Genomic DNA, 14,107 nt, shown 5'->3' on the forward strand with positions numbered 1-14,107 from the left:
TTAGATTGAATAATTTATATAATTGTTAAAAGCATAATTTTATATAAATATATTTCATCTTTTTTATTTTTTTATTTAATAATTAACATTATTTATATAAAATTAATAATTAAAAATTATACTATTTAACCGGCAGTCATTTTTATTATGGATCTAAATATAGCATTAAAAAAAATTAAAAATTTTGCAAAAGAAACATTAAATGCTGAGCAAAAAAAAATAGCAGAATCCATACTAAAAAATTCATGTAATGAAAACGGAGATGTCGATGATAAAGTGCTACAATTTATTATTCCTATCATCAAAACCGGTTTTGTTTTTGATAAAGCTCCAGAAGTAGATCAAGATAATATCGCTATTGTTGAAGAATCGAAAAACTACAAAAAAATTGGAACAAGCGGTCCTTGTCATAGTTTAATCATTGGTGAAAATTATGAAGCTTTAAAAAATCTTAAATTAGTTTTTTCTAGATCAGAACGAGGTAATATAGTTGGTTTTATTGATATTATTTATATCGATCCCCCTTATAATACCCAAAAATCAAAAGAAGAAGGAAACGATTATAAAGAAGAAATAAAATCTTTTGGTGATTTTATTTATCGTGATAAGTATAAAAGAACCGGTTGACTAAACATGATGGACGAAAGATTAAGATTAGCTAAAGATCTTTTAACCGATGATGGCGTTATTTTTATTTCTATTGATGACAGTGAATGTTCATATTTAAAGGTATTATGTGATGAAATTTTTGGAGAAGAAAATTTTGTTACATCGATTCCACGCCTTACCAGAACTGGAAGAGGTGGTCAGGAAAAGTATTTGTGTAAAGCTCATGATTATGTTCTTGTTTATTCTTTTGATGTTGATTTTAATTACATAACAGAAAAATTAATGCTAGGGACAGACATTTTAAAAGATGAATACGGAAGAGAATATTTCAAAGGGGACTCTTCTCCGATTGTAGCTGGTAAATCGCAAGGATATTCAAAAGGCGGAGATTATGATTTTGAATATCAAGGTAAAATATATTCTCCAAATGATAAAAGCGGAAACAGGAATAGATGGTTATGAAATAAAACAAGAATGGAAGCAGCCGCAAATCTTGGTATATTAGTTCCTGTCGGAGAACAGTTAAGGCAACGGACATATATACATTGAAAGTTTGAATCTAAAGGTCCTAACAAAAATACAATGGTTCGTAAACATGAAAACTGAAAATTTAATAGTATGGATTTTTTCTTAAATAAACCTGTTATAGACAAAAATTTTTCAGAAACAGAGAAAAACTCTTCTATAAAAAATTTGCTAAAAATTGATAATCAATACACTAATGATAAAGGCACAGCAGAAGTAAAAAAAATTTTTCCTGACTATGCGCACGAAAAATTATTTAATTTTCCAAAACCTTTGGCGTTAATCAAACAATTAATTAAATTAAAAGTGAATAACAAAAACGCTATTATTTTAGATTTTTTTGCAGGTTCAGGAACAACCGGAGAAGCGGTTATGGAACTTAACGAAGAAGACAGCGGAAGCAGAAGATGTATTCTTGTAACTAACAACGAAAATAACATCGCTAAAGATATTACTTATGAAAGACTTTATCGTGTTATAAACGGAAAAGGTTCTAATAATCAGGAAATTAAATGAAAATACTCATCTACTAAACCTTCTTTAACTAATAACACAGTAAATATTTTTGAAATTAATCATTATCCTTGCGGAATTAATGAAAATCCTGATTATCTTCAAAATTTAGTTAAATCGGAATTAATTAAAATAAATCCTGATGTAAAATTTAATGATATTCAATTAAATCGTGATTTATCATCTCTTAATCCGTATGATAAGTCTAAATTAAATAAAACAGAAATCAAAGATTTAGAAAAGTTTTAATATCTTTGTTCTAATTTTTATGTATAACAATTAAAAAATTAATATGTTTCAACCGACAAACAAAAATAAATCAGTTTATTTAAAACATAAAGAAGAATGAAAATTTGTTCAATCGCATATTTATCCTAAATCCATCTTAGAAAGATGATTGCGTAAGTGTTTGTTAGAAGGGAATAATAAACTAAAGATTTACAAAATTAACTTAAACGACAAAAATAAAATAGAAGAAGAAATTTTAGATTCCGATTTAAAAATCAAAAAATATCTAAAAAAGAGTAGTTTATGTTCCTTTCAACAAAGCGAAAAATATATATCAAAGGATGAAAAACAGTGGGCCAATATTGAAAGCGATTTTGTAAACAAAATATACGATCAAATCGATAAAAATCTAAAACAAGAAAGATCGGTTAAATGATTAACTAATTTCTTCAAGAGCGTTATCCTCACAAAATATAGTAAAACTATGTGTAATTTTATTTGATTGAATCTTTTTAGATCTTGTATGTATAGACCTATTTCTAAAATCGAAATAATTAGCAGAGATCAATCTGTTACTACTCACTTCGCTGATGCGTCAAGTTTAAAAAACGATTGTTTTTTGTCCGAAGAAGGTAGTTTTAATGATAAATTCGAAGAGTTCAAAAAAACTTTAGATTTTTCAAAATATAATTCTTGCTTTTTTTCGCTAAAGAATCATACTTTTTGTCGTTTTGTTTGCGACCCCCCTATTTATAACGATGGAGATTTATTTTTTATTTTTCCAGTTTTAGGATTAGGAATTATATTTTTTATAAAAAAAAATTATCGAATAGAAATAACAGATAACTTAAAAGATTTTAGAGTTGTTACTAACATAGATAATATAGATGAAAAAAAATATATTATTGATGAATGTTATATAGTAAAAAAAGAATTTAACAAAGAAAGAAAGGCAGAAGTTTTTTTAGATTTTTTTAATAGCATTATGATATCTTGTTGAATTAATAATGTGGGGTATCAAAAAGGATACATTTACTTTCTTCGAAGTGATTATGAAACTAACCCTAATTGAATTAAAAATATGATTGACTCTTTAGAAAAACATGGAGCATTTTCAAAAAGACAACAATACAAAAATAACCCAAGTAATTTTGGTGTAAAAAATAGCATGGTATCTTTTAAATATTAAAATTCCAATAAAATAAAATTTACACTTTTTATAAATTCAATTTTAAAAAACCAGAATAATTTTTTTGGTTTTTTATTTTATTTAGGTATATAGTAACGCGAGATAATATACAAAAAATTTTAAAAATAAACAAATAAAACAAACGGATTAAAAATCATAGATCAATTTATTTTTTATTTGTAAAGAAAATCTTTTGTTTTATGTTGTAAATGTAAAAAGCATAATATAATGGTCTGTTATAATTTTTTTATGAATTTAAAAAAAGCAATAGAAAAAATTCAAAATATTGCAAAACAATCTTTTAATAGTGAACAAAAAAAATTAGCAGAAATTATTTTAAGAAAGACATCTGATAACGGTGAAATAGATGATAAAATATTTCAATTTATTTTACCTATTATCAAAACAGGTTTTGTTTTTGATAAAGCTCCTGAAGTAGATCAAAACAATATTGCTATTACTCAAGAATCCAAAAATTTTAAAAGAATCGGAACAAACGGAGTTAATCATAGTTTAATCATTGGCGAAAATTATGAAGCTTTAAAAAATCTTAAATTAGCTTTTTCTAAATTAGAAAACGGAAAAAGAACAGGATTAATTGATATCATCTATATCGATCCTCCTTATAATACTTATAAATCTAAAGAAGAAGGAAACGATTACAAAGAAGATATAAAATCTTCTGGTAATTTTATTTATCGTGATAAATATAAACAAACCGGTTGATTAAATATGATGCACGAAAGATTAAAAATAGCCAAGGATCTTTTAAAAGATGATGGGGTTATTTTTATTTCGATTGATGATAGTGAATTGGGTTATTTAATAGTATTATGCGATGAAATTTTTGGAGAAGATAAATTTGTTACAGCAATCCCGAGATTAACCAGAATCGGAAGAGGGGGAGGAGTTGATAAAGATTTATGTAAAGGGCATGATTATATTCTTGTTTATTCTTTTGATAATAGGTTTAACAAAATCAAAAAAAGATCATTTAAAGGTATCGAAATACTAGAAGATAAAAACGGTAAATATATTAAAGGCGATACATCTCCAATCTTAGCAAGCAAATCACAAGGATATTCAAAAGGTGGAGATTATGATTTTGAATATCAAGGCAAAATATATAAACCTATCGATTCTTATGGTAAAAAAAATACTTGGTTATGAAATAAAGAAAGAATGGAAGTAGCAGCTAAACTTGGTATTTTAGTTGTTTCCAAAAATCAGTTAAGGGTTCAAAAGTATTTAGATACAACTTTTGAATTTAAAGGACCTTATAAAAATCAAATGGTTGATAAACCTAAGAACTTTATCTTTCATACAGGCGATTTCATGTTAAATAAATTTGCTAATTTAGAAGGTTCTTCAGAAATGAAAAAAATGTTTTCTGATTATTCATCAGATAAATGATTTACTTTTCCAAAACCACTATCTTTAATTAAAGAATTAATTAAATTAAAAGTGAATAACGAAAACGCTATCATTTTAGATTTTTTTGCAGGTTCAGGAACGACTGGACAAGCTGTTATGGAATTAAATGAAGAAGATGGGGGAAACAGAAAATTTATTCTTGTTACTAACAACGAAAATAACATTGCTAAAGACATTACTTATGAACGGCTTTATCGTGCTATTAACGGAAAGGGTTCTAAGAATCAAGAAATTCTATGGAAATATTCATCTACTAAACCATCTTTAACTAACAATACTGTAAATATCTTTGAAATCAATCATTATCCATGTAGCAACAAAGAAGATCCTGATATTCTTCAAGAGTTAGTTAAATCGGAATTAATTAAATTGAATCCAGATGCAAAATTTAATTATCTTCGATTAAATCGCGATTTATCATCCCTTTTTCCTTATGATAAATCAAAACTAAATAAAACAGAAATCAAAGATTTAGAAACATCTTAATTATTATTTTTTTAAATCAATATTTTATAATCAATTTAATTAATAAGTTCAAACGTAGAGAAGAAACGGAAAAACAACATATGGCTACTGAAAATAACAACATACTATCAATAAATCCGATAGATAACTTGTCTAAACACAATGACAAAATATCGATGATTGATTATGTTATTCGCCCTATTAACGAATATATTCATGATTTTTTTAAAAATAAAAACGCACCTAACAGCAAACCTTTTCATAATGTTTTTAATATTAATGGCGGTTGAGGTTCAGGCAAAACAACTATTATTCAAAACTTAACAACATATTATAAAAAATCTTATCCAAGCGATGATATAAATTTTAAAATACTAAATTTATGAGAATGTGAATTGTATGTTGATCCGGCACGAGTTATTCTTGATATTATAAATTTCATAGACACTTCTGTATACGATGAAAAAGATAAAATAAGCACAACCAGCGGAGAAAAAATAACCAAAAAAGGTATTTTGGTGTTGAAAAGTTTTTGGTACCACCTTTCTGGATCGTATACTTATGAAAAGGTAAAAGAAAATAGTCGTATAAAACATCCCCCAAGGATAGACGAACTCATAAATGGTTATATAGAAGAATTAAACAATAATACAAAAAACAAATCCATTGTGTTTATATTTGATGAATTGGAAAGATGTACTCCAGAGAACCAAATAAAAATTTTATCCATTATTAAAAATATTTTTTGAAAAGTAACAAATATATTTTGAATAGTTGTTTCTAATAATAAATTGATCAATCAACATATAAATGGTAATTTAGATATAAACCTTTTGAAATTAACATACAATGAAAAGTATACAGATAAAATATTCCCTATTCAATTGGATTTAGATAATATATATCCAGAGATATTTATAGACAATTTTACTGACAATAAATATATAAAGGAGTTTTGTAACAAAGTTAATATTTCTTCATTAAAATTGAACATTAAATTAATTATTCAGGTAAATAATTTATTTAACTCATTAAAAAACAAGAATGAATTTGAGGTTCTTTTTAAAGAATATAAATCAAATTCAAAAGAAGCAGAAATTATCAGCATACAAAAAGATTACTTAGAATTGATAATCTTTTATTGTTATTATTTAAAGTACGAGGATAATAAAGAGTATAAAGAACTAATAAAGTTAACAGACAGTCATTTATTAAAATCAAATTTTTTACATCTTTTTATAAATAATATTATTGTTCAATACAGGAAGAAAGCTATATTAGATACAGATAAGTTTCCACTGGAAACATCAATTAAATCTTTAATTACTAAAGGTCGAAACACTGATGATCCTTATATAACCATCGATAGAATAAACTATACGCCTTTTAAGCTTGATTATTTTTTGAATGATCGCTTTAATGATAATAATTTAAAAAATTGATTTTTTGGTTTAATTCCATTTTTTGGCTCCCATTTAACAACAGATAATATTAGTCAAATTTTTTCCATAGAAGAAGGCTCTACCAATCAATTACATATTGTTATTATCAAAAAAGAATATTTGCTATATTATTTTCCAACTCATAAAAAATGTTTTTTTAATATTTTTTTTAGATATATAAAATCAGAAATTCCATTCTCATTCTTTTCAAATGGGAATGATCATTTAAAAATAATTACATACTCTAAAATTAGTAAATTAATTAAAGATTCAATACTTGATCGTTTTAATTAGTTTTGTCATTTAAAACGTGATTAAAATTAAATCAAAACAAAAACATCAAAGATAAGTAAGATTTCGGATTTAATTTAACGCTTAGAAGCGATAAAATACGGATGATAATGGTTATTTTTATATTTAATAATTATTCATTTTAAATTTGTATATTTAAATCATCAGCACTCAAAAGTAAAATTAACAGTAGAATTTATTGCACATTTTGATATTTTAATAAAAACAGATCTTTAAAAATTTTAGAAATAAATTAATAAAAAATGTCCCCATTCATTTTTTGGATAAGACTGTCAATGCCGTTTAAAACAATTGGTCTTAATAAGATTAATCAATATTAACTTATAAAATTAATCTTAATTTCATAAAACCCGTTGGTTAAAAATTATACATAATATATAAAAAAGGATAAATATTATCATATATTGAAGTTTTTAATATTTTTTACCCTGTTATAATAGCATAAATACTGGTTATCACCGGTGTTAATGTAAAAACATAAGTTCTAAATAATTCTATGGACTTAAAAAAAGCTTTAAAAACAATCAATAATATTTCTATAGATTTATTAACTCCTGAAAAAAAACAATTAGTAAATGATATTTTAACCTTAACACTCAAAGACAACGGCGATGTAGATGAAAAAATATTTCGTCTTATTTTACCAATTGTTAAAATCGGATTTATTTTTGATAAAGCCCCTGAAGTTGATCAAGATAATATTGCGGTTATTCAAGAATCTAAAAATTATCCAAAAATAGGAACAAATGGACCTTGTCATAGTTTAATTATTGGTGAAAACTACGAAGCTTTAAAAAATCTTAAATTAATTTTTTCAAATTCAGAAAATGATAACAAGAGTGGTTTAATCGATTTTATTTATATCGATCCTCCTTACAATACTCAAAAAACAAAAGAAGATGGTAATGATTATAAGGAAGATCAAGAAACATATTCTGAGGATTTTTTAAAACTAAACAACAAGAAAACATCTAAAAAACCATCATTTGGTAATTTTATTTATCGTGATAAATACAAAAGAACCGGTTGATTAAACATGATGGATGAAAGACTAAGATTAGCTAAATCGCTTTTAAAAAAGGATGGCCTTATTTTTATTTCGATTGATGATAGTGAATTTTGTTATTTAAAGATAATATGTGATGACATATTTGGCGCTGACAATTTTATTTCATCTTTAGTTTGACATGCACGACGTGGGGGAGGTAATGATGTTAAACTTGTTGCTGTTGATCATGAATATATAATTTGTTACTCCAATTGTCAAGAAACCTCATCATTACAACAAAAAAGAAATAATTTAGATTTTATTAAAAAGTGCCAAAACTTATTAAGATCTAAGAATTTATTAAAAACTTTAGCTACCGTAACGACAAGCACTGGTAATAAAAATTTAAAAGATCTTGGAATTAATTTATTTCCCTATCCAAAACCAGTTAATTTAATCAAAGAATTAATTAGCGTTTTTTCTAAGAAAGATTCTATCATTTTAGATTTTTTTGCAGGATCAGGAACAACTGGACAAGCTGTTATGGAATTAAATGAAGAAGATGGAGGTAACAGAAAATTTATTCTTGTTACTAACAACGAAAACAATATAGCCAAAGACATAACTTATGAACGACTTTATCGTGTTATAAATGGGAAAGGTACTAAGAATCAAAAAATTAAATGAAAATATACATCATCTAAACAATCTTTAACTAATAACACTGTAAATATCTTTGAAATAAACCATATTGATCAAAACACAATTGATAAAGATCGAGATAAAATCCTAGAAGAAGTTAAAGAGCAGTTAAGAAAACTAAATCCAAATCCAAAATTTAAAGATATAGATTTAACTTCTGATTTATCTTCACTTTATCCTTATCATAAATATTTAAATAAAAATCAATAAAAAAAAGGTTTAAAAATTAAAAGATCAAAAAAAAGATTCGATGGATTTAAAAACAGCATGTAGAAAAATTAATAATTTTGCACGACAATCATTAACCGCTGAGCAAAAAAAATTAATAAAATACATCTTAGAAAAAGTTAGTAAAAATAATGAAGTAGATGATAAAATTATCCAGCATCTAACTTTAATTATTCAAACCGGTTTTGTTTTTGATAAAGTTCCTCAAGTTGAACAAGATAACATCCCTGTTATTCAAGAGTCTAAAAATTATCGAAAAATAGGTTCTGGATCTATTGATCATAGTTTGATTTTTGGCAACAATCTTGAAGTTTTAAAAAATCTTCAATTAGCATTTCAACCAAAAATAGGCAGACCCGGATTAATTGACATTATTTATACTAACCTTTCTTCTGTCAATAAAAAACAAGATGAAAAACAAAATTTTAAAAATAAGAATTTATTCACATTTCATTTAAATAAGTTCAAAGCAAACGGTTGATTAAATCAATTAAAGGAAAAATTAAAAATAACCAAAAATCTTTTAACCGATGAAGGGGTTATTTTTATTTCAATAGATGAAAGTGAATATGCTTATTTAAAGGTTTTATGTGATGAGATATTTGGCGAAGATAACTTCATTGCTACTTTGGTTCGTCCATCTTTAAACAAAGAATATGAAGCTTTATCAGTCGATCATGAATATATAGCTTGTTATGGTAAAAACAAAAAAAAATCTTTATTAGAAGGGTCTCTTAAACCAGAAGAAGCTTTTAAGTATAAAGATGAACATTATCAAGAACGGGGAAAATATAATTTAGAACATTTTGAGGCAGGTAGTTTAGATTACACTCCATCGCTTGATTATCCAATTCAAGCTCCTGATGGAACTTTAATTTATCCTGGACACGTATCTAAAGAGGAACATCTTAAAAGAAAAGCAAACAAAAAACCGCGGAATGATTGACGTTGAATGATTAGCAAATCGACATATGATGACTATTTCAAAGATGGCTCGATAGTCTTTCGTCAAAACAAACAAAAACGATGATCTGCTGCAAGAAAAAGTTATCAGTTTATAGATGTTAAAGGTAACCCCGTTCATAAGTTATGAAAGTTAAGAAGTATCATCGAGTCTCCCAAAGATGCAGAAAATAATCATAAATTCAAGTCATTGGGTCTTGATAATTTTAATCGCTTAAAATTAATTCAATTATTAAAAAAAATAATTCGCTCTTTTGATCCAAAAAAAATTAAAAAAAGTATTTTTATCCTTGATTTTAAAACAGATACGACCTTTCTAGCACAAGCAGTTATGGAATTAAATCAAGAAGATAATTACATAAGAAAATGTCTTTTTATTTCAAACAATAAAGATCCAAATTTAAACAAAACTTTTTATAATGATTTATTAAGACTCATTGAGAATAATAATCAAGATAATTCTAAAAAATATTTCAGTAATGGCGAGTTATTTGAACCATTTGTAAATAACACTGTAAATATTTTTGAAATAAATTATCATGATTTTAGGATTGATCAAGATCCAGATTATCTTTTAGATTTAGTTAAATCTGAATTAATTAAACTAAATCCAAAATTTAAATTTAATGATCGTGTTCTTAATAATCAATTATCAACATCGTTCCTTGTAAACAAAACAAAATAGAAATCAAAGATTAATATAACAAAACATAAAACATTGTTATAATTTTTTATGAAATTAGAAATATCACTGAAAAAGTCAATAATTTTACCAAAGAGATATTGAACTCAGAAAAAAAAGTGGTGAAAATTTTGAGGTAAATAGGCGAGAGATATGGAAAGTAAAAAATAGTATGATAAAAAAATTTAATGAAAAAAAGTTATATTATATATTCCAAATCTTTTTAAAAAATAATAAAGTTAATGATGATGTTATAAAAAATTCCAAAATATATAAAAAATTAATTAGTATTGGATTTGTTGAAAAAACTAATTTTTGAATTGTAAATATAACTTCAATGTGTCTTGAAAAAAATCCAGAACAATTAAGAATTAGAAATGATAATTTTTTAACACATGTTAAAAATAATTCAAACTGTTGTATTCTTTCTGCTATAAAAATTGAAAATAAAATATTATATTTAATTTTTTTTGGTAAAAGTTTTTATGGTTATAATTTTAAAAATGATGTTGGTAATAGTTTTATAAATTTTAATTACTCTGAATTAATAAATTTAGGTTCTTATGAAAATGATATTATACAAACAAAAAATGTAAGAGAAAAAACTAAATATTATTTTTATACTTCAATTGATAATAATTTTGATAAAGATAAATTTATAACTTTTTGAGATTTAATTAATAGCACTAAATTCGACCCATATAATTTAAAAAATAGTAAATTAGATCCAAATATTCCAGAAAAAACTAAAGAATATGTAGCAACACTTTTTAATGAAATTTGTTCACTTTATGATACAAACGGTCATGAATATTGTAAAAGCAATATAAATTGAGAAGAATATAAAAAAATAGGTAGAAAATGCTATGAAATTCATCATTTTGTTCCAAAAAAAATATTTTAAAAGTAAAAAAGGTTTATTAAATTGAAATATTATTCATGATCCTATAAATTTAATACCTTTGTGCAATTTATGTCATTCTTCAATACATAAAAAAAATAATAAAAGTTTAGTTATTAAAAAATATAAAGAAATAATTGGAGCATATAAACACATTAATAAATTAAATGAATTAAAAAATTATGTTGAAAAAAATACAATTTATAATTTAAATACATTAATAAATTTTTATATTTAAAAAGGTAAAAAATGAAAAAAATAATTTGAGATTTATTTGGTGGTGGACAAAACAGTGTTTATAATTCATTGAAAAAGTATAATCTTTTATCTATGTATGAAGTATATACTTTTGATATTACCAAACCAACCAGAAAACATCACTATAAAATCGATTTATCACAAGATAATATAGTAGAAATATTTAAAAATTTTCCAGCACCCGATATTATTGTAGCTTCTCCATTATGTCAATCTTTTAGTTGTGTTTTGAATATGAAGGGTGGTGGTACTACATTTTGAAAATATGATAAAGAATTAAATAAGATAGTTTTAAGAAGTGTGGAGGAGTTTGAAAAACTAAAAAGTGGTTTTACAAGACGTTTAAAAGCAGAAACACAACTATTTTTAGCAAAATTAGGACAAAAATGTATTAATAATACCATTGAACTTATTAAGAAATACAAACCTAAATTTTGATATATAGAAAATCCTAAAAATTCTTTAATTTGAAAATATATAACCTTGAATAAAAAAGATTTTTGAGATTTAAATAATTTTTTTTAAATGAAGCGAGTTATGGTAAATATGGATATTTTATAACAAAACCTACTATTTTTATGAGTAATATAAAAATGGATTTATTAAAAGGTAAAATACCACCACCTTACTTTACTAAAATTGATGAAAATGGTCAAAAGTGATACATATTAAAAGATAATGAAAGAATTAAATATAAAATGCAAAGTAGAATTATTGGAATTTCTTCATTAAAAACAATTATCAAGGCTAGAAAAGTAAAATCTGGTATGGCTGGAATGGATTTTATTTCTTTAAATGATACAAAAAAAATATCAATTAAAAATAAATTAACAAATGAACAGATAAATGAAGGTGGTATAACCAGTTCTATTCCATATAAATTAATTAATGATATTTTTTGTTATTTTAATAACGAAACACCAATTTTTGTTGATGACGAACAACAATTTAAAAAAAGTAGTGATAAAAGTTTTGATGTAAATGAAGGACAAAGACGGAAAACAATAATTTAAAAAATAAAAAACTAAAAAAAGAGATTACCGAATTAAAACAATAAATTAATAAAATTAATATTAAAAAAGACACAACTTTTAAATACGGAGAACCTAGTGAATGACAAAAAATGTTTTAAATATTTAATTATATTTTTTTTGTTGTACAAATAATTTGTGTGCTTATTATTTGTTAAATTATTTATCTAATGAATAAAAATATTTTTTTAAATCATGATCAATAATTATTAAATGAAAAAAAGAGAAAAATAAATTAAAGATATTTTAGAAGACCACTATTATGACCGCTTACATGAACCTCATATTAATTGTAAAATTTTTTGAAAGATATTTAGAAAAAAAACCACACATGACTTGTTATCCTTCTTTGAAAAAGTTCATTGAAATGAAATTAATAAAAATTATTTTGCAAGTATCATGTTCAAACAAAGACTTATTTATCACCGTAAAAAATTAGAAAAAAAACTTAATATGTGGATATAAGAGAAGCAAAAATACTTCATAAACTTAGTTTAGTTAGAGATATTTCATCTTTATTTAATTTAATAAGAAATAATAAATACGGAGACTGTTCTGAGGATGTAGTTGTAAAATACCATCTTGCAAAATATATTTGATAAACATAATATAATAACTTATTTAGTCGTTTTTTAATTTTGACACATCAAAAAGATTTAATAGCATTAAGCACAAAAAACACCTTTAAGGTGTTTTTGTTGAAATTTACAACAAAGGATATAACTAAAAGAGAGATTTCAAAAATCTAACATTTTCTAAAATTGATACATTTTTTAATATTTACTAACTTTTATAACAATATTTCGACATTTTTCACTAACATTTTACAAAAATATATAAAAATAAAAATAAAATAGAAAAAAACAAATACTATTAATTTTTTTATGTAATTTTGTTATCATTAATGCTTAAAAGTAAAATTACCATATGAATTTTCTGAATTCAACGATCCTAACGAAAAAGTTATTAAAGAAGATATTAAAGATAGTTCAAAAGGACTACTTTATTTATTACCCTGATACAAATTCTGAAGATGATAAAACAATAATATTAGATTCAATCCCAGAAGCTTTAATTTTTAAAAAACTTAAAAGAATAGTAGAGAATCGTGAAAATGTTCATTTAATTTATTGAGGTAAAAATCCTGGTAAAATCTCTGGGAATAATGTTTCTTTTGAGTATTTAGATGATGACAATACTATTAAAAAAGCTTTTTTTGATTTTATTGTAAAAATAGAAAATAGTCTATTATTTTTAGAAGTTAAAGATCAAAATGATATTGATATCAATAAAACAGCAAACATCGAAGAAGCAATGAATTCATACTTTAAAAAAGGGGTAAATAAAACAAATTTATTTTTAGCAATTGTAAATGTTAAGGATACTGAATATACGATAAAAAATATTTATTGTAAAGACGAAAAACTTAGTGATACATTTAAAAAATATGCTTATAAATTTATAAGTAATTTGGATTATATCATTGATGAAATTTTAGAAATAAATAACCAAAGTTAATCACCAAAAATAGATAAAATTAATATCATTTTTATAAAGTCGATAATAAGAAAATATTAATATTTATAAAATTTACAACCATCTATACTATATTTTTTATTACTACTATTTAGTTACTT

The 14,107-nt window shown here is 23.8% G+C and carries 11 protein-coding genes; all 11 read left to right on the forward strand.

The genetic code is table 4. From position 1 onward, the window contains the following. The first annotated feature begins 147 nt into the window (after positions 1 to 147). The 11 genes from JRW51_RS01380 (at position 148) to JRW51_RS01430 (ending at position 13,988) form a co-directional block, all read left to right on the forward strand. On the forward strand, positions 148 to 1,896 hold the full coding sequence (locus tag JRW51_RS01380) for a site-specific DNA-methyltransferase (protein ID WP_250328898.1): 1,749 nt from the start codon (positions 148 to 150) through the stop codon (positions 1,894 to 1,896). A gap of 43 nt (positions 1,897 to 1,939) precedes the next feature. After that, positions 1,940 to 3,064: a hypothetical protein gene (locus JRW51_RS01385; RefSeq protein WP_250328899.1), complete on the forward strand. Its 1,125-nt coding sequence runs from the start codon at positions 1,940 to 1,942 to the stop codon at positions 3,062 to 3,064. A gap of 249 nt (positions 3,065 to 3,313) precedes the next feature. Continuing rightward, positions 3,314 to 4,984, forward strand: a complete 1,671-nt coding sequence (locus tag JRW51_RS01390; protein ID WP_250328900.1) for a site-specific DNA-methyltransferase — start codon at positions 3,314 to 3,316, stop codon at positions 4,982 to 4,984. Positions 4,985 to 5,064: 80 nt separating this feature from the next. Further along, positions 5,065 to 6,699 (forward strand): P-loop NTPase fold protein, encoded by a 1,635-nt coding sequence (locus JRW51_RS01395; RefSeq protein ID WP_250328901.1) that lies wholly within the window; start codon positions 5,065 to 5,067, stop codon positions 6,697 to 6,699. Between the two features lie 514 nt (positions 6,700 to 7,213). Continuing rightward, the gene (locus tag JRW51_RS01400) at positions 7,214 to 8,617 is read left to right on the forward strand and encodes a site-specific DNA-methyltransferase (RefSeq protein ID WP_250328902.1); all 1,404 of its coding nucleotides are present in this window, start codon (positions 7,214 to 7,216) and stop codon (positions 8,615 to 8,617) included. Positions 8,618 to 8,657: 40 nt separating this feature from the next. Continuing rightward, a complete protein-coding gene (locus tag JRW51_RS01405) occupies positions 8,658 to 10,283 on the forward strand; it encodes a DNA methyltransferase (RefSeq protein WP_250328903.1) in 1,626 nt (541 codons plus the stop codon). A 169-nt stretch (positions 10,284 to 10,452) separates the two neighbouring features. Continuing rightward, positions 10,453 to 11,184 (forward strand): hypothetical protein, encoded by a 732-nt coding sequence (locus tag JRW51_RS01410; protein WP_250328904.1) that lies wholly within the window; start codon positions 10,453 to 10,455, stop codon positions 11,182 to 11,184. A 246-nt stretch (positions 11,185 to 11,430) separates the two neighbouring features. Then, entirely contained in the window at positions 11,431 to 11,964 is a 534-nt protein-coding gene (locus tag JRW51_RS01415; protein WP_250328905.1) for a C-5 cytosine-specific DNA methyltransferase, read from the forward strand. A 53-nt stretch (positions 11,965 to 12,017) separates the two neighbouring features. Continuing rightward, positions 12,018 to 12,452 carry a hypothetical protein gene (locus JRW51_RS01420; RefSeq protein ID WP_250328906.1) on the forward strand — a complete coding sequence of 145 codons (435 nt, stop codon included), beginning with the start codon at positions 12,018 to 12,020 and terminating at the stop codon, positions 12,450 to 12,452. Between the two features lie 473 nt (positions 12,453 to 12,925). Further along, complete coding sequence (locus JRW51_RS01425) at positions 12,926 to 13,072, forward strand: hypothetical protein (RefSeq protein ID WP_250328907.1); 147 nt, start codon at positions 12,926 to 12,928, stop codon at positions 13,070 to 13,072. A 325-nt stretch (positions 13,073 to 13,397) separates the two neighbouring features. Next, positions 13,398 to 13,988: a hypothetical protein gene (locus JRW51_RS01430; RefSeq protein ID WP_250328908.1), complete on the forward strand. Its 591-nt coding sequence runs from the start codon at positions 13,398 to 13,400 to the stop codon at positions 13,986 to 13,988. Positions 13,989 to 14,107: the final 119 nt, after the last annotated feature.

The sequence above is a fragment of the Mycoplasma sp. SG1 genome (assembly GCF_023612375.1).
Taxonomy (GTDB): domain Bacteria; phylum Bacillota_I; class Bacilli_A; order Mycoplasmatales; family SG1; genus SG1.